General features: G+C 73.1%; 16 protein-coding genes and 1 other RNA gene. 13 read left to right on the top strand and 4 right to left on the bottom strand.

The genetic code is table 11. The features are described 5' to 3' along the window. Window positions 1-11: 11 nt before the first annotated feature. Both HQQ88_RS01655 and HQQ88_RS01660 read left to right on the top strand, forming a co-directional pair. Window positions 12-1,442, top strand: a complete 1,431-nt coding sequence (locus tag HQQ88_RS01655; RefSeq protein WP_173168461.1) for an alpha/beta fold hydrolase — start codon at window positions 12-14, stop codon at window positions 1,440-1,442. Then, window positions 1,439-2,989 (top strand): GMC family oxidoreductase, encoded by a 1,551-nt coding sequence (locus HQQ88_RS01660; RefSeq protein ID WP_173168462.1) that lies wholly within the window; start codon window positions 1,439-1,441, stop codon window positions 2,987-2,989. The genes HQQ88_RS01655 and HQQ88_RS01660 overlap by 4 nt, the downstream gene beginning before the upstream one ends. 80 nt (window positions 2,990-3,069) lie before the next feature. On the opposite strand, the gene HQQ88_RS01665 is transcribed toward HQQ88_RS01660, so the two are convergent. Next, the gene (locus HQQ88_RS01665; RefSeq protein WP_173168463.1) at window positions 3,070-3,636 is read right to left on the bottom strand and encodes a GIY-YIG nuclease family protein; all 567 of its coding nucleotides are present in this window, start codon (window positions 3,634-3,636) and stop codon (window positions 3,070-3,072) included. Window positions 3,637-4,111: 475 nt separating this feature from the next. Next, window positions 4,112-4,957 (bottom strand): siderophore-interacting protein, encoded by an 846-nt coding sequence (locus tag HQQ88_RS01670; RefSeq protein ID WP_173168464.1) that lies wholly within the window; start codon window positions 4,955-4,957, stop codon window positions 4,112-4,114. A gap of 58 nt (window positions 4,958-5,015) precedes the next feature. On the opposite strand from HQQ88_RS01670, the gene HQQ88_RS01675 reads away from it, so the two are divergent. From HQQ88_RS01675 to HQQ88_RS01725, 11 genes are all read left to right on the top strand, one after another. After that, on the top strand, window positions 5,016-5,699 hold the full coding sequence (locus tag HQQ88_RS01675; RefSeq protein ID WP_131920346.1) for a heme oxygenase (biliverdin-producing): 684 nt from the start codon (window positions 5,016-5,018) through the stop codon (window positions 5,697-5,699). Beyond that, complete coding sequence (locus tag HQQ88_RS01680) at window positions 5,696-5,989, top strand: DUF2470 domain-containing protein (protein ID WP_367916963.1); 294 nt, start codon at window positions 5,696-5,698, stop codon at window positions 5,987-5,989. Before HQQ88_RS01675 ends, HQQ88_RS01680 begins: the two co-directional genes overlap by 4 nt. A gap of 272 nt (window positions 5,990-6,261) precedes the next feature. After that, window positions 6,262-8,919 carry a phosphoenolpyruvate carboxylase gene (locus HQQ88_RS01685; protein WP_123340498.1) on the top strand — a complete coding sequence of 886 codons (2,658 nt, stop codon included), beginning with the start codon at window positions 6,262-6,264 and terminating at the stop codon, window positions 8,917-8,919. A 306-nt stretch (window positions 8,920-9,225) separates the two neighbouring features. Continuing rightward, window positions 9,226-10,434, top strand: coding sequence for a multidrug effflux MFS transporter (locus tag HQQ88_RS01690; protein WP_367916964.1), 1,209 nt, complete (start codon window positions 9,226-9,228; stop codon window positions 10,432-10,434). Window positions 10,435-10,494: 60 nt separating this feature from the next. Beyond that, complete coding sequence (locus tag HQQ88_RS01695; RefSeq protein ID WP_123292661.1) at window positions 10,495-10,830, top strand: STAS domain-containing protein; 336 nt, start codon at window positions 10,495-10,497, stop codon at window positions 10,828-10,830. Then, a complete protein-coding gene (locus HQQ88_RS01700; protein WP_111085614.1) occupies window positions 10,830-11,243 on the top strand; it encodes an ATP-binding protein in 414 nt (137 codons plus the stop codon). Before HQQ88_RS01695 ends, HQQ88_RS01700 begins: the two co-directional genes overlap by 1 nt. Window positions 11,244-11,356: 113 nt before the next feature. Continuing rightward, entirely contained in the window at window positions 11,357-12,316 is a 960-nt protein-coding gene (locus HQQ88_RS01705; RefSeq protein WP_173168466.1) for an AraC family transcriptional regulator, read from the top strand. A 29-nt stretch (window positions 12,317-12,345) separates the two neighbouring features. Then, a complete protein-coding gene (locus HQQ88_RS01710) occupies window positions 12,346-12,975 on the top strand; it encodes an alpha/beta hydrolase (RefSeq protein ID WP_173168467.1) in 630 nt (209 codons plus the stop codon). 117 nt (window positions 12,976-13,092) lie between these two features. Then, window positions 13,093-14,181: a hypothetical protein gene (locus HQQ88_RS01715; RefSeq protein WP_173168468.1), complete on the top strand. Its 1,089-nt coding sequence runs from the start codon at window positions 13,093-13,095 to the stop codon at window positions 14,179-14,181. A gap of 71 nt (window positions 14,182-14,252) precedes the next feature. Next, entirely contained in the window at window positions 14,253-15,098 is an 846-nt protein-coding gene (locus HQQ88_RS01720) for a Nif3-like dinuclear metal center hexameric protein (RefSeq protein ID WP_173168469.1), read from the top strand. A gap of 2 nt (window positions 15,099-15,100) precedes the next feature. Continuing rightward, entirely contained in the window at window positions 15,101-15,835 is a 735-nt protein-coding gene (locus tag HQQ88_RS01725) for a zinc ribbon domain-containing protein (protein ID WP_123292667.1), read from the top strand. A 243-nt stretch (window positions 15,836-16,078) separates the two neighbouring features. Here the strand turns inward: HQQ88_RS01725 and rnpB are convergent. Beyond that, an RNA gene (gene rnpB, locus HQQ88_RS01730) (RNase P RNA component class A) lies at window positions 16,079-16,439 on the bottom strand. Between the two features lie 304 nt (window positions 16,440-16,743). Then, entirely contained in the window at window positions 16,744-17,493 is a 750-nt protein-coding gene (gene ppgK / locus HQQ88_RS01735; RefSeq protein ID WP_111087008.1) for a polyphosphate--glucose phosphotransferase, read from the bottom strand. Window positions 17,494-17,522 lie beyond the last annotated feature (29 nt).

The raw sequence follows: 17,522 nt of genomic DNA on the forward strand, positions 1-17,522 counted from the left end.
AGGCAAGAGGAGTGACCCCTGCGTTCTGCCTCCACGCGTTGGGGGCGAGCTCCGAGGAGTTCGCCCTGCTCCGCCGCGCCCTGATCCGCGACGACCTCGAACTCATCGGGATCGACCTGCCCGGCTTCGGCCGCAGCCCGGCGTCGTCCGGCACCACCGTCGAGGAGATGGCCGTCCTCGTCGAGCGCGCGATCGGCGCCAGCGGCGCGAGCGGGTGGGTACTGGTCGGTCACTCCATGGGGGGCAAGGTCGCCACGGTCGTCGCCGACCGCACGATGTCCGGCGCGAACGGCCTGTTCGGGTTGCGCGCCGTGGTGCTGCTCGCGGCCTCGCCGCTGGCGCCCGAACCGATGGACGACGACCGCCGCGCGGCGATGCTGTCCTGGGCGGCGGACGGCCCGATCAGCGCGGCCCACGCCGCCGAGTTCGTCGACGGGAACACCGCGTCCACCCTGTCGCCCGAGCGACACACGACGGCCGTGCAGGACGTCGAGCGCGCCGATCCCGGTGCGTGGACGGCGTGGCTCACGCGCGGCAGCCGCGAGGACTGGTCCGACGCGGCCACGAACCCCGTGCCGGCACTCGTGCTCGCCGGTGCCGAGGACGGCGACCTCGACGCCGAGGCACAGCGGCGCCTGACGCTGCCGCACTGGCCCGACTCGGAGCTCCACGTCGTCGAGGGTGCTGCCCACCTGCTGCCGTGGGAGCAGCCCGAGGCGGTGGCGGACCGCATCCGCGACTTCTGGACCCGCCGGTTCACCGGGGCGCCCGTCGTGCCCGTCGAGCAGGCACGGGTGATCGCCTCGCCGCGGGTCAGCGCGCGCATGCGCTCCCTGTTGGCGGCCCGGGCGCTGCCCGACGACCCGACCGCCGAACCGCGAGCGCTCACTGCTCGGCAACTCGACACCCTCCGTGCGATCGCGCGCATCGTCGTGCCGCAGCCCGGCGACGGTCAGGTGGACCTCGCCCTGCGCGTCGACGACCAGCTCGCCGCGGGGCTCGGTGACGGATGGCGGGTCGACGGCATGCCCACCGACCTCGAGGCGTACCGGGCAGCGCTCGACGTGCTCGCCGGGCCGGCGCAGGACGGCGCGCTGGACAGTGCCCTGCAGGACGTGGCCGCCGGTCGGTACGGCGCCGACGGTGTGCCCGATGCCGTGATGGATGCAGCACAGCTGCGCGCTTGGTACGAGGACGCCAGCGTCGACCTCGTGAAGCACTGGCTCGCGCACCCCGCGACGATGGCGGCCATCGACTTCGACGGCTTCGCGAACGGGGGCGACGGCGTCCGCAAGCAGGGCTTCCAGTTGCTCGCCGCCGACCAGCGCGAGGCCTGGGAGCCAGCGGCACCCGACCGCCGCGAGCGCACCCGCGACGACACGCACGACGGCACCCACGACAGCACGCACGACGGCACCACGACGACGGAAGCAGCACGATGAGACTCGACGGACAGCGCACCTACGGCACGGACGACGTCGTCGACGTGGTGGTCGTCGGCACCGGAGCCGGCGGAGCGCCCCTGCTGGCCTCCCTGGCCCGACGTGGCCTGCGGGTCGTCGCCCTCGAGGCCGGTCGCAACACCGAGCCGGGCGAGCACGTGCCCGACGAGGTCGCCGCCCCCGGGGACATCAACTGGATGGACGAGCGGCTGAGTGGCGGCGGCGCACCGACGGCGTTCGGCCCGAACAACAGCGGCACCGGAGTCGGTGGTTCGACGCTGCACTGGGGCGCGTTCACCCCGCGTCCGAGCACGCACGACCTGTCGCTCCGCTCCGCGTCCGGTGTCGGCGAGGACTGGCCGATCAGCCACGCCGAGCTCACCGGGTGGATCGAGCAGGTCGAACACGACGTCGGGGTCGCCGGCCCCGAGCACTACCCGTGGGACCCGTCGCGCCGCTACCGGATGCGTCCGCCGGCGCGCAACGCCTCGTCGGACATGATGATGCGCGGGGCAGCGGCCGCCGGCATCACGGCGACCGACGCCCCCGTCGGGCTGACCACCGAGGACCGCCACCAGGAGCACCACGGCCTGCGGCACGCATGCGTCTCCTGCGGCTCGTGCCACCAGGGCTGCCGCAACGGCGCGAAGGTCTCGATGGACACCACCTACCTGCCCGCCGCGGTGGCGTTCGGCGCCGAGATCCGGCCGGACTCGTTCGTGCACGGCATCGAGCTCGATGCTTCCGGCGAGGTCAGCGCCGTGCTGTACACCCACGACGGCCGCGAACACCGGCAGCGATGCCGGGCCCTCGTGCTCGCCGCCGGCGGCATCGAGACCCCGCGCCTGCTGCTGCACACCGGGCTCGCGAACGGCAACGGCCAGGTCGGCCGGAACTTCACCGCGCACGGCGCCACCCAGGTCTGGGCACGGTTCGACGAGTCGATGCGCTCCTACCGTGGCTACCCGTCGTCGATCATCACCGAGGACTTCGTCCGCCCCGCCGACGCGGACTTCGCCGGCGGGTACCTGATCCAGAGCCTCGGCGTGCAGCCGCAGACCTTCGCCAACACGCTCATCCGGGGCGGCGGCCTGCGCGGCGCGGAGCTCGTGCGGGCGCTGCAGGACTACCCGCACTCCGCGGGCGTCGGCATCAACGCCGAGTGCCTGCCCTACGACGACAACCGGCTGGTCCTCGCGGACGAGGTCGACGAGCACGGCGTGCCACGCGCCCGGGTCTCGTTCACCCCGGGCGCGAACGAGGACGCGATCCGCCGCCACGCGGTCCGCACCATGACGACCATCGTCGAGGCCGCCGGCGGCAAGGACGTCCGGGTCCTCGAGCGCACCGCACACACCATCGGCACGGCCCGCATGGGCGCGGACCGCGAGACCTCGGTCGTCGACCCGGACGGCCGCTCGTGGGACGTCCCGAATCTGTGGATCGCCGACAACTCGGTGTTCCCGAGCGCCGTCATCGCGAACCCGGCGCTGACGATCATGGCGCTGTCCCTGCGCACCGCCGACCGGATGCTCCGCGCGGCCTGACCGGCCTGGGCGGGCCGCCGACGTGGGCGGGCTGCCGGCGTGGGCGGGCCGCTGGCGCGGACGCGTTCCGGTCCGCTCGGTCAGCCGCGCAGGGCGAGTGCCTCGCTCGTCCACCGGGCGTGCAGGTCCCACGGGTCGTCCACACCGGCGGCGACGGCGTCGACGTGCGCGAGCAGCTCCGGTGTCGCCCGGAACCACTCGGTGCCGGGGTACCGGGTGGCCGCGAACTGCGCGTGCCGCCGACGTTCGAGTGACCGGTCGCCCCGCTCGAACGCCAGGAGGTCCTGGTGCGGGATCGCGGCCAGCCGCTGCCTCGGGTTCATCGTGGTGCCGATCTTCACCCGGTCGCCGAAGTCGTCGCGCATCCGCAGGTAGTACACGACGTCGACCCGCGGGGGAGCGAGGTCGCCGTCGGGCACGTCGCCCCACTGCCACTCGCACCGTGCGCAGACGAACGCCGTCGGGAACCGCACCCCGACACGGGATCCGCACACCGGGCACGGGCCTGGCAGGGTGTCCTCGACGCCGACGTGCTCGGCCGCGAACTCGGTCACCAGCGTGACGTGCGTCGCGCACAGGGGCACGCCCGCGAGCGCGTCCGCAGCGGGACCTGCGCAACCCGGCACGCAGCACGACGAGGTGACCATGCCCGGAACGCTAACCGGACCCACCGACGTGCCCCGGGCCTCCCGGCAGCCCTGCGCACCCGCGCACCCGTGCCGGACCGGTGCGTACCTGCCGGGAACGGGCGTACCTGGTCGGTTGGAACGACCAGGTACGCCCGTTCCCGCTTCCCACCGCAACCGCTCTGGGAAGAACCGGGCGTCCCTGCCGAAACCGGGCGCACCCGTGCCGGACCGGTGCGTACCTGCCGGAAACGGGCGTACCTGGTCGGTTGGGACGACCAGGTACGCCCGTTCCCGCTTCCCACCGCAACCGCTCTGGGAAGAACCGGGCGTACCTGCCGGGACCGGGCGTACCTGCCGGGACCGGGCGCACCCGTGCCGGACCGGTGCGTCCCTGCCGGGAACGGGCGTACCTGGTCGGTTGGGACGACCAGGTACGCCCGTTCCCGCTTCCCACCGCAACCGCTCTGGGAAGAACCGTGCAGGCCGAGACCCGTCAGTCGGTGAAGATCACGCCGACCGGCTCGCGCTTCTCCTCCTGGAACTGGTCCTCACCGCGGCCGAGCGCCCAGTAGGCCGACAGCGACATCTCGCGCTTCTCCAGCCCCCAGTCGTCCTGCAGCAGCCGACGGATCGCCTTCATCGCGGTCCGCTCGCCGTGTGCGAACACCTGGACCGGCCGGGAGGCAGGGGGCAGCGCCCGGGCCGCGTCCAGCAGGAGCGTGCCCGGCTGGGCGCCGGTGGCGTCGCGGTGCAGCCACCGCAGGTCGACCCCGGCCGGGTGCGCGATCTCCTGCTCGTCGGCAGGGCCGGCGACCTCGACCAGGGCGACGCCCGTGGCCGTGTCGGACATCGACTCCAGCGCGGCGCCGATGGCCGGCAGGGCACTGTCGTCGCCGAGCAGGACGTGGGTGACGTCCGGGTCGTCGGCGGGCGCGTAGCCACCGCCGGGACCGGACAGCGCGAGCCTGTCGCCCGGCTGCGCCGCTGCGGCCCAGGGCCCGGCGAGCCCGTCGTCGCCGTGCACGACGAAGTCGACGGCGATCGTCTTCGCCGAGTGGTCGACGGCCCGCACCGTGTAGGTCCGGCGGGCCGGTCGGTCCTGCTTCGGCAGCGTCTCGCGCAGTTCCTCGAGGTCGTACGGGGGCTCGAGGCCGAGCGACGGCTTGGCGAGCAGGAGCTTGACGTACTTGTCGGTGGCGGCCAGCTTGTCCGGGTCGGCCGTGCCCACGAAGTCGTCGAAGGCCGGGCCACCGAGGTGGACGCGCACCATGTGGGGCGACAGTCGCTCGGTCCGGTCGACGACGAAGACGTGCTGGGGGCGTTTGGGCTTGGAGCTCATCGGTACGAGCGTCCTCTCTCCTGCTTGACGTTTGTCGAACTAAGGTTAGCCTTACCTCATGGACACGACCGTCATCCCGTTCTCCGAGCTGCTGCGCAAGCGCACGCGTCGCTCGCACGGTTCCTCGGCCGGGAACGGCTTCATGCACGACCTGCTCGGCGGGAAGTGCGACGTCGCCGACTACGCGGCGTTGCTCGGACAGTACTCGTTCGTCTACGACGCCCTCGAACGTGCAGCCGAACGGATGGCGGACCACCCGGTGGCGGCACCGTTCGTCACCTCGCAGCTCACCCGGATGCCGGCCATCCGCGCCGACCTCGAGTACCTGATCGGCCCGGACTGGTCCGAGCTGGTCTGCCCGCTCCCCGCCACGACGGCGTACGTGCGGCGACTCAACGAGGTCGCGGCCGAGTGGCCGGGCGGCTTCGTCGCGCACCACTACACGCGGTACCTCGGCGATCTGTCCGGCGGGCAGATGATCGGTCGGATGCTCTCCGACCAGTTCGGCTTCGACACGAACGGCGTCCTGTTCTACATCTTCGACCAGGTCGCGGACCCGAGTGCCTTCAAGGACACCTACCGTGCGCAGCTCGACGCGGCACCGTGGACGGCCGAGGAGCAGGAGCGGGTCATCGCCGAGGTCGAACTGGCGTACTCGCTCAACAACGGCCTGCTCGAGGGGCTCGATGCCCGGCGTCGCCCGGTGACCGACGGAGCCGGCGACGTGGCGGTGACCGCGTGACCGAGCCCTTCGACGACGAGGCGCGCCGAGCGGTCCTCCGGCACATGAACGCCGACCACGCGGTCGACAACCTGGCGATCGTCCGCGCGAACGGGGCCGCGACCGCGGTGGCCGCGACGATGACCGAGATCGACGCGATCGCCGGTGTCTGGCTCGCCCGGCTCGACGACGGCGACGAGGAACAGGTCATCGTGCCCTGGACGTCGCCGCTGACCGACCGCCGCTCGGCGCGGGTGCAGATCGTCGAGGTCCACTCCGCCGCGCAGGCCCAGCTCGCCGAACCGAGCTGAACCGCGCCGATCCGCGCTGATCCGAGCTGAACCGAGCCGATCCGCGCCGACCACAGACCCGCCGGGATCGCGGACCGCGTCGCAACTGCAGGGGTGCTCCCGCCACGCGTCGCGATCCCGGCGTCCCTCCTGCAGGCCCGCGCTGCGCGCGCGTGCGCGTTCCGGGTGCCCTGCCCGCTGGTCCGTCCGGACGGTCGACGTCACGGGTGGCCGAGGGCCGATACGCTGCTCGGAGCCGGGACGGTGTTCCCGGACGACCCCGAAAGGACCCCATGACGGCGATCGACGGATCGGCGCGCCATGAGCGCGCTCGGGACGACGTCAGCGGCGCGGTCGACAGTGACCTGCGCGCCGACGTGCGCTACCTCGGCAACCTGCTCGGCCGGGTGCTGCGCGAGAACGGTGGCGACGAGCTGCTGCGTGACGTGGAGTCGCTGCGTGCGGCCGTGATCGACGCCTACGAGGGCGACCACGCGGAGGGTGCTGCCCGCGCGCAGACCCTCGTGTCCGCGATGTCGGCCGAGCGTGCCGAAGCGGTGGCGCAGGCCTTCACGACGTACTTCCACCTCACGAACCTGGCCGAGGAGCACCACCGCGTGCGGGTGCTCCGGCAGCGCGGCGACGACGGCGGCCTGGCCGGTGACTCGTTCCCCGCGACCTACGCGGAACTCGTGGCCGAGGTCGGCGAGGCCGAGGCGGCCGAGCGACTCCGGACGCTGCGGTTCCACCCGGTGCTGACCGCACACCCGACCGAGGCCCGCCGTCGTGCGGTCACCACGGGCGTGCGTCGCATCACGGACCTCATCGACGAGCGCGACCGCTCGAAGAACGCCACGGCACGTGCCGAGAACGAGCGACGGCTGCTCGAGGAGATCACGACGCTCCTGCGCACCTCGCCGCTCCGCACGACCCGCCCGACCCCGCTCGACGAGGTCCGCACCGCCATGAGCGTCTTCGACCAGACGCTGTTCGAGATCGTCCCGCAGGTGTACCGGCTGCTCGACGACCGGCTGCAGGGCGACGACGCCGGGCGCGCACCGGTGACGGCGCCCGCGTTCGTGCGGTTCGGCACCTGGATCGGTGGCGACCGCGACGGCAACCCGCACGTGACCGCCGACATCACGCGCCAGGCTGCGGAGATCGCGGCCGAGCACATCCTGATCGGGCTCACCCGTGCCACCACCCGCATCGGCAGCGCCCTGACCCTCGACGCGAGCGACACCCCGGCCGACGCCGGGCTTACCGCGCTCGTGGCGGCGCAGGAGTCACTCGACCCGGGCATCGCCGAGCGCATCGGCGTCCGCGCCCCGAACGAGACCCACCGCCGCGCGCTCCTGTTCACCGCCGCGCGCATCGACGCCACCCGCCAGGGCACGACGCCGCTCGCGTACGACGGCCCGGACGCCCTGCTCGCCGACCTCCGGACGATCCAGGCGTCGCTCGTCGCCGCCGGCGCGATCCGGCCGGCGAACGGTGAGCTGCAGAACCTCATCTGGCAGGTCGAGACCTTCGGGTTCCACCTGGCCGAGCTCGAGGTCCGGCAGCACTCGCAGGTGCACCGCACGGCCCTGGCGGAGATCCGGGCCGGCGGCGCGCTGAGCGAGACCACCGAAGAGGTCCTCGCGGTCTTCCGGACCATCGCCGACCTGCAGGACCGCTACGGGGTCCGTGCCGCCAGTCGGTACATCGTGTCCTTCACGCAGTCGGCGGCGGACCTGGCGAACGTGCACGAACTCGCCGTCGCCGCACTCGGCTCGCCCGAGGCCGCGCCGGTGCTCGACGTCATCCCGCTGTTCGAGACCTTCGCCGACCTGCACGCCAGCGTCGACATCCTCGACGAGGCCGTCCGCACCGAGACGTTCCAGCGTCGTCTGGCCGCGACCGGCCGTCGGCTCGAGGTCATGCTCGGCTACTCGGACTCGTCGAAGGACGTCGGTCCGGTCTCCGCGAACCTGGCGCTCTACGACGCCCAGGCGCGCATCGCCGACTGGGCGCGGGACAACGAGGTCGAGCTCACCCTGTTCCACGGCCGCGGCGGTTCGCTCGGCCGCGGCGGCGGGCCGGCCAACGAGGCCGTCCTCGCGCAGCCGCCGGGATCGATCGACGGTCGCCTGAAGCTCACCGAGCAGGGCGAGGTCATCTTCGCGCAGTACGGCGACCAGGACATCGCGGCCCGTCACCTCGAGCAGATGGCCTCGGCCACCCTGTTCGCGTCATCGCCGTCCAACGAGGCGCGCACGGCCGCTGCGGCCACCCGGTTCGCCGACCTCGCGCAGCAGCTGGACGACGTCTCGCGCGTCGCGTTCTACGAGCTGGTCAAGGCGGACGGGTTCGCTCCGTGGTTCGCACGGGTCACCCCGATGGAGGAGATCGGGCTGCTCCCGCTCGGCTCCCGCCCGGCCCGCCGCGGGCTGTCGGTCGAGTCGCTCGAGGACCTCCGGGCGATCCCGTGGGTGTTCTCGTGGACCCAGGCGCGGATCAACCTGGCCGGTTGGTACGGGCTCGGCTCCGCGCTCGAGGCGGTCGGTGACGTCGACGTCCTGCGTGCCGCCTACGCCGAGTGGCCGCTGTTCGGCGCGATGATCAAGAACGTCGAGATGTCGCTCGCGAAGACCGACGAGCACATCGCCCGCCGGTACCTCGAGCTCGCGGACCGCGACGACCTCGCCGCCAAGGTGCTCGACGAGATGACGCGGACCCGTGACTGGGTGCTCCGGATCTCGGGTGGCAGCGACGTGCTCGAGGACCGTCCGGTCCTGGCTCGGGCCGTGCGCCTGCGCAGCCCCTACGTCGACGCCCTGTCGCACCTGCAGCTCCGCGCGCTCCGGTCCATCCGGACGACGGGCAGCACCGACCCGACGGACGCCGACCACCGTCTGCTCCTGCTCACCGTGAACGGGATCGCCGCCGGCCTGCAGAACACCGGCTGACGCCGGCAGCCCCGCACCGTCGAGTGGTCACGAACCGTCGGCTCCGTCGTCGCCGCGCGACGGTTCGCGACCACTCGGCGGACGTGAGCGGCGCGCCGTGACCGCTCGCGGTGGCGGACGGGAGGCCCGTGGCGGCGCTGTCCCGGGCCTCCCGTCCGGCGCCGCGCACGTCCAGGGCTGCACCGCCGAGCGGTCACGCGACGTCGGCTGCCCGGTCGCCGCGCGACGGTTCGCGACCGCTCGGCGGAGGTGAGCGGCGCGCCGTACCCCCGTCGAATCGATTCGGGTGCGCGTAGCGTGTCGGTCGTGACGACGGAGCGCACCCGGAAACCGACCACGACCACCCTGCCGCCGATCGTGCCGCTGGCCCTGATCGTCGGGGTGTCGCCGTTCGCCACCGACATGTACATCCCGGCGCTCCCGCAGATCGCCCACGACCTCGGCACGACCCCCGGTGCCGTGCAGCTGTCGCTCACGGCGTTCCTCGTCGCCTTCGCGGTCGGGCAGTTGCTCGTCGGACCCGTCAGCGACGGGATCGGCCGGCGGCCGATGCTCGTCGTCGGCACCGCGGTGTTCGCGCTCGCCTCGGTCGGGTGCGCCCTCGCGCCGGACGTCGTCACGTTCGTCCTCGCCCGGATCGCCCAGGGGCTCGGCGGAGCGGCCGGAGCGGTCGCCGGCCGGGCGATGGTGTCGGACGTGGCGAGCGGGACGCGGATGGCGAAGGTCTTCGGCACGCTCGCCGCGATCAACGCCATCGGCCCCGTCGTGGCACCGCTGGCCGGAGGCGCCGTGCTGACGTTCGGCACGTGGCGGATCATGTTCGTCGTGCTCGCGGTGCTCGGCGCGCTGTTCTTCGCGATGGTGGTGCTGCGGTTCCGCGAGACCCTGCCGCCGGAGCGACGCGGGGGCGTGGGCTTCGCCGCGAACGGTCGACGCATCCGCGAACTGCTGGCGATCCCGCGGTTCCGGGCCTACGTGCTGAGCGGGGTGCTGTCCACCGTGGGGTTCTTCGCGTACATCGCGACCAGCTCGTTCGTGTTCCAGACCCAGTTCGGGTTCTCCGAGGGCATGTACACGCTGGTCTTCGCCACGAACGCCTCGATGATGATCGTCACCACGCTGGTGTTCGGCCGGGTCGTCGGACGGTTCTCCGAGGACTCCCTGCTCACCGTCGGACTGCTCGTCGGCACCGCGGGCGCGGCGGCGGTCCTCGTCTCGGCGCTGCTCGACCTCGGTCCGGTGCCGGTCTGGTGCGCCCTCGCGGTCGTCACGGGTGCGTGGGGCTTCGTGCTGCCCGCGGCGATGACCCGGACGCAGCACGTCGGGGCGGCGCACCCGGGGACGGCCGCGGCCCTGCAGGGCGGCCTGACGTTCGGGATCGGCGGCCTCGGGACACCGCTCGCCGGCGCGCTGGGCGGGACCGCGCTGGCGATGGGCGGGGTCATGGCGGCACTCATGGCCGCAGCCGTCGTGGTGCAGGTCACCGCGACGCGTCGGGACCGCAGCGGGACCTGACGCGGCGGAGCCGGTAGGTTGCTGGTTGCAAGGCGCACCGATCAGAGGAGACCACCCGGCATGGACATCGTCGTACACGAAGCGCAGCCCGACACCGCGGTACTCGAGTGCAGCGGGCGCCTCAACATGGTGTCCGCCCCCGAGTTCCGCGAGGCGGTCGCGAAGGTCGTCGACAACGGACGTGCCCGCGTCGTGGTCGAGCTCTCCGGTGTCGAGTTCATGGACTCGTCCGGGCTCGGCGCGCTGGTCGGCAGCCTGAAGACCGCGCGGCAGGCGGGCGGCGACCTCCGCATCGCAGCGCCGTCCGAGCAGGTGCAGATGGTCCTGCAGCTCTCCAACATCGACAAGATCCTCCGCACGTACCCCGACGGGGACGCTGCGGTCACCGACTGGTGATGACCGCCTCGGCCGCCGAGCACACGCTCGCGTTGTCGTGCCCGCCGGACGACGTGTCCGCCGTGCACGAGTTCCTGGCGGGCGTGTGGCAGCACGAACCCTCGGTCTCCGTCGAGGACCGGATGGCCCTCGAGCTCGCGATCGTCGAACTCACCTCGAACGTGATCGAGCACGGGACACGCCCGGAGGGCGTCTCCTGCCGTCTGCGCCTCGAGATCGGAGCGGACCGGTTCGCCGCACTGCTCTCCGATGACGGCGTCGCCGCCACCGTGGACACCGAGTCGGCCGAGTTGCCCGACGGACTCGCCGAGAGCGGTCGCGGACTCGCCCTGGTCCGGATGGTCGTGGACGACCTGCGGTACGAGCGGATCGCCGACGAGAACCGGTGGACGGTCCTGCGCGCCCGTCACTGACCGCCACCACGTGACCCGTCGCTTCGTCCGTCTCGCGCACTCCGTGGGCCACAATCCGCAAGGTGCCGCGGGGGATTCCCGGGGTTCCTGGCCGCCGTGTCACGATTCGCGCGATGACAGCCGAACCGGATCCCAGGATCAGCTTCGAGACGTCGGGGGCCGATCTCGACGCTGCCGTGCACATGTACGAGGACGCCTACGCCAGTGTGGGCTTCACCGCGACCCGCACGGAGCGTCCGTTCGCGTACCGTTTCCGCGTCGTCGGCGACGACGTGATGTCGTTCCGGTCGACCCGGTTCGACGCGCGGATGCAGGGTGAGCTGGACGTCCGCGACGAGTACGTCGTCATGTGGATCACGGACGGCGGCGGGCGCGTCGACATCGGCCGGCAAGAGGTCGCGTTCACGCCCGCCACCCCGATGATGTTCCCGACCGGCCGTCCCTTCGCCTTCGACCTGCAGGACGTCCGACAGAGCCTGGTGCAGTTCGACCGCACCGCCCTGGAGCGCGTCGCGGCCGAGGTCCACGGTGCGCAGCCGGGTCCGCTCGTCTTCGACCACACGGCGACGCCGCGCACGGCCGAGCTGCGGGGCTGGAACGTGCAGGTCCAGCGTGCCGCGGCGGTCGTGCTCGGTCGGGCGTCGGTCAGTTCGCTCGCCCTGGCCGAGGTCGCGCGGGACACTGCCCGGTCCCTGCTCCGGACGTTCCCGCACAAGCTGCTGGCCCCGGACGTCCCCCTGCCGCAGGGCGCCACGGGCCGTGTCCGCGAGGCCGTCGAGTACATGCACGCCTTCGCGCACACGCCGATCTCGACCACCGACGTCGCCGAGCACGTCGGGCTGAGCGTCCGCGGCCTGCAGCAGGCGTTCCAGCGGCAGGTCGGCACGGCCCCGAACGCGATGCTCCGCGGGATCCGTCTCGACCGGGTGCGCGAGGAGCTCCGCCGTGCTTCGACGGGCGACCTGACCGTGGCGAGCGTGGCGATGCGGTGGGGCTTCGCGCACCTCGGTCGGTTCTCGGCGGCGTACGCAGCGCGCTTCTCCGAGTACCCGCGCGACACACTGCAGCGCTAGGTCCGTCCGGGGTTCGCTACGCTGCCCGGGTGAGCAGACCTCGACCGTGGGTGATCGTGCCCGGGATCTGGAACTCCGACGCGGAGCACTGGCAGTCCGTCTGGCAGCGGGAGCGTGGCGACGACGCCGTCCGCATCGCACCGGCGTCCTGGGGTGAGCCGGACCCGGGGGACTGGCGAGAGGCCATCTCCCGCGCGGTCGCGTCGTGCGCCGAACCGCCGGTGCTCGTCGCGCACAGCCTGGGCGTGCTCGCCGTCGCCGACTGGCTCGCCGCAGACGCCGCAGACGCCGCAGACGCCGCAGATGCCGCAGCCGCCGCAGCCGCCGCGGGCGCCGCAGCCGCCGCCGGTCCCACCGTCGCCGGCGCCTTCCTCGTCGCGCCGCCGGACCCCGCGGCACCGGGCTTCCCCGCGGCCGCCTCCGGGTTCCCCGCGCCCCGCCCGATCCCGGTCGGCACCGCAGCGGCCCGCGTTCCGACCCGCCTGGTGGTGAGCGACGACGACCCGTACTGCACCGCCGACCGTGCTCTGGCGTTCGCGGAGACGATGGGGGCCGCGGTGCTCCGGGTCGGCCCGCTCGGCCACGTCAACGTCGCCAGCGGTGTCGGCGCCTGGCCCGCCGGTCGGGAGCTCCTCGGCGCGTTCGAGCAGACGCTCTGACCCGACCCCGGGGCGACGGGCGACACGCCGTTCACGTTCGGGGCGATATGGCAGGGATTGCTGCGACACACCGCGGATGTCCCGAGTTTCGGCGCGTGCGATATTTATCCTTCGGACATGGAGACCCAGTCCGGTGCACGCACCCCCCTCGTCGACCCGTTCGGTCGCGAGGTCGAGGAGTGGCTCCGCGACGCCCCGGCGACGCGCACGCCGTACGTGGCGGACCTCGTGGTCCCGCCCGTCACCGGCCCGGTGCAGCGCCCCGGCGCCGTGGCCGACGCCACCGCCGTCCAGACGCCGGACCCCAGCACCGCGGCTGCAGCAGTCGCCGCGCCTGAAGCCAGCACCGCGCCTGAAGCCAGCACCGCGCCCGAAGCCAGCACTGCGCCCGCAGCCCCCGCGTTCCGCCGCGACCGCGCCCGGCACGCCGCCGTCTGCGCACCGTCGTTCCCCGAACCGCCGGAGCGCCTCGCCCTGCGCATCGAGGACCTCGCGATCCAGGTCTCGTCGTCCACCGGTCGCAGCACCATCGAGCGGATCGTCCTGCTCGAGGACGAGGTCCGTCGCCGCGACGAGGACCTCGCCCGCCTCGCCGCCTGGGAGGCCACCGTCGACGGCGCGGACGACCCGGAGGTCACCGCAGCCCGCGCCTTCGCCCAGACCGTCTTCGCGGACCTGCTCGAGGACGCCGCCGCCGAGTCGGACCGTCGCGACCGTGCAGCCGCCCGCCGTGCCGCGACCGCTCCGGTCGCCGTCGTGACCGGCGTTGCCCCCGCTCCCGCGGTGGCCGTGGTCCGCCCCGCACCGGCGGCAGCAGCCGCACCGGCAGCCGACGTCGTCACGGCGACCCCGGCCGTGGCGCTGGTCGCCCCGGAACGCGACGAGCCCGTGCGACCGGTGCTGGGCCTCCCGGCCGTGTCGCCGGTGTCCGCGAACACGCGACCCACGCCGCTCGTCCAGCCCGCCACCGGGCCGACGGTCATCGACCGTGCCGCGTTCGCGGCCGCCCTCACCGCCCACCAGGGCACGACCGCGAGCACGCCCGTCGTGCTGCCGGACGTGATCGCCGTACCCGTCGTCGAGACGGCCGCCCCGGCGAGCGTCGACACCGAAACCGGCACCGAAACCGGCACCGACGAGCCGGCCCGGCCCGGCTGGTGGTCGCGACTCGTCGCCGGCCTGCTCCGTGCGCTCGGTCGCCGCTGACCGGGAGGCCCGGATCACCCCGCGCGGACCGGCTGCCGGTGCCGACGCGGTCGCCTCGGTAGACTGACCGGATGCCGACGCTCCGCGAACTCCAGGCCGTGATCGAAGACCTGTGGCCCGCCGCAGGAGCCGAGTCGTGGGACGCCGTCGGACTGGTCGCCGGCGACCCGGACGCCACCGTCGAGCACGTCCACCTGGCCGTCGACGCCGTCCCCGCGACCGCACGTGAAGCGGTCGAGCTCGGTGCCGGGCTCCTGCTCACGCACCACCCGTTGCTCCTGCGCGGCGTGACGACGATCGCCGAGTCGACGTACAAGGGCAGCGTCCTCGCGACCCTCGTGCGCGGTGGCAGCGCCCTGATCGCGGCCCACACCAACGCCGACGTCGTCACCACGGGGACCTCGGCCGTGCTCGCCGACCGGATCGGCCTGACCGACCAGCGACCGCTCGACGCCGGCACCGACGACGCGACGGGCATCGGCCGCGTCGGGGTCCTCGCCGAGGGCACGACCCTCGGCGCCCTGGCACGGAAGCTCGTCGACCTGCTGCCGCCCACCGCGACCGGGGTCCGGGTGTCCGGCGACTTCGACCAGCCCGTCCGCACCGTGGCACTGTGCGCCGGCGCGGGGGACTCGCTGCTCGGCCACCCGGCCGTCCTCGCTGCCGACGTGTACATCACGAGCGACCTCCGCCACCACCCGGCGTCCGAGTTCCGCGAACAGGCGCTGCTCGGCGGCGGTCCCGCCCTCATCGACACCTCGCACTGGGCCACCGAGTGGCTCTGGCTCGACGTCGCGGCCGCGCAACTGCGCCAGACCGCGGGCGTCCGGGTCACCGTGAGCGACCTCCGCACCGACCCGTGGGACTTCGCCGTCCTGCCGGCGGCCGAACCCACCACCCCCACTGAAGGAGTCTGACCATGAAGGCAGCACCCGAGGACCAGGTCATCCTCCTCGACGTCCAACGACTCGACAACGACGTCACCCGCATCGCGCACCGCATCACGTCGCTGCAGAAGGGCGACCAGCTCACCGGACTCGGCACCAAGGCCGCCGGGCTGCGCAGCGAACTCGTCGCCGCCACCGGCCTGGTCGAGGACGCCGAACGCGAACTCGCCCGCCTCGAGTCCGACACCGCCACCGCGCAGGCCCGCGTCGAGCGCGACACCACGATGCTGCAGAACGTGTCGAACTCGAAGGACGCGGCCGGGCTCCAGAACGAGCTCGAGTCGCTCCAGCGCCGCATCGGTGGCCTCGAGACCGCCGAGCTCGAGGTCATGGAGAACCTCGACGGCCTCCGCGCCCGGGTCGGCGACATCGAGGCGCAGCTCGCCGACGTCGAGGCCGCCCGCTCCGGCCTGGTCGCCGAGCGTGACGCCGAGATCGCGCGGCTGTCGTCCGACCGTGCCTCTGCCGAGCAGGCCCGGGCCGACGTCGCCGCGAAGGTGCCGGCCGAGCTGCTCGCGCTCTACGACCGGCAGCGGGCCCGCTACGGCTTCGGTGCGTCGCTGCTGCAGGGTGGGGTGTCGACGGCGTCGGGCGTGGCGCTGAACAACTCCGACCTGCAGGACATCCGCCGGGCCGCGCCGGACGACGTGGTGCTGTGCCCGGACAGCGACGCGATCCTGGTGCGGACGGCCGAGTCCGGGCTGTAGGCGCTCGCACGCTGCCGGCGGCAGGCGCGGAGCCAGCTGGCACCGCGCCTCCCGTCTGTGGTGCGCGGTGCGGGATGTGGCGGCACGGGGTGTGGCGGCGCGGGGGCGCACGGTGCGGGGTCCGTCGCCTGGTGCGAGGTTGCACGCTCGGTGCGGCATTGTGGCGCTGCACCGAGCGTGCAACCTCGCACGGGATCGCGAGCGCCGCACCGTGCGTCGAGCACGGGTCTCGTGGAAGTGGGGCGAATGGGCCGGCCGTACGCCGGGTTCTGTCCCGCCGCTTGCACGGCGGTGACGGCCATCTCTCTCGGACCGACGTTGCCGTCGGCCTCCAGCGGTCTACCCGAGGACTCGGCGAGCAGCCTCAGCGTCCTCTGTCTGACCTTGCTCCGGGCGAGGTTTACCGAGCGGATCCGGTCACCCGGACCCCTGGTGGTCTCTTACACCACCGTTTCACCCTTACCGACGTTGCCGCCGGCGGTCTGCTTTCTGTGGCACTGTCTCGCGGATTGCTCCGGGTGGGTGTTACCCACCGCCCTGCTCTGTGGAGCCCGGACGTTCCTCGGCACTCCCGGGGGAGTGACGCGACCGTCTCACCGACCCATTCGCAGGTCCGAGTCTACCGGCCCCGCGCCCGTGCCCGTGCCGGCCCCGTGCCCGTGCCCGTGCCGGCCCCGTGCCCGTGCCCGTGCCCGTGCCGGCCCGCGCCCCCGCCCGTGCCCCGAGGTTCCGAGATCTCGGCATGTCGGCGCGCACGAGGGGGCTCCGTGGAACCTCGGCGCACCGCATACGGCGAGTCGTGGAACCTCGGCGCCAGCGGCCGGGCGCGTCGAACCGCACCGAACGACTCCCACGCCGCACGGTGCGGGCCGGTGTGAGCGGGCTCGACCGTCCGACCGATCGCCGGGTCAGGCGCTCCGGGCAGCCAGGGTCGCGGCGCCGATGATGCCGGCGTTGTTGCGCAGCGTCGCGGGGATGATCTCCGCCTGCAGGTCGAGCAGCGGCAGGAACTCCTCGTACTGCTTCGACACGCCGCCGCCGACGACGAAGAGCTCGGGGGAGAGCAGGGCCTCGAGCGTCGAGTAGTAGGTCTGCAGGCGCTTCGCCCAGTGCTTCCACGACAGGTCGTCGCGCTCCTTGGCAGCGAAGGACGCGCGCGACTCGGCGTCGTGCCCGTCGATCTCCAGGTGTCCGAGCTCCGAGTTCACGATGAGCACACCGTCGTTGATGAGTGCGCTGCCGATCCCGGTGCCGAGCGTCGTGACGATCACCAGGCCGTCCTTGCCCTTCGCCGCGCCGAACTGCTGCTCGGCGAACCCGGCGGCGTCGGCGTCGTTGACGAAGTGGATCGCGCGGCCGAGCTCCTTCTCGAACAGCGCTTCGGCCTCGAAGCCGATCCACTTCTTCGAGACGTTCGCAGCAGACATGGTCTTGCCGTCCCGCACGATCGCGGGGAAGCACACGCCGACGGGGACGTCGGCCGCGGGGGCGAGCTCGTCGAGGATCGAGGCGACGACGGCGGTGATGTCGTGGGGCTTCCCGCCCTCCGGGGTGGCCTTCTTGATGCGGTCCGTGGTCAGTTCACCGGACGCGACGTCGACGATCGCGCCCTTGATGCCCGTACCACCGATGTCGACGCCGACTGCGAGGGAGGTCATGAGGTTGTCGTGCCTTTCGGTTGCCTGCC

It is taken from the genome of Curtobacterium sp. VKM Ac-2861 (assembly GCF_013204965.1).
GTDB lineage: Bacteria > Actinomycetota > Actinomycetes > Actinomycetales > Microbacteriaceae > Curtobacterium.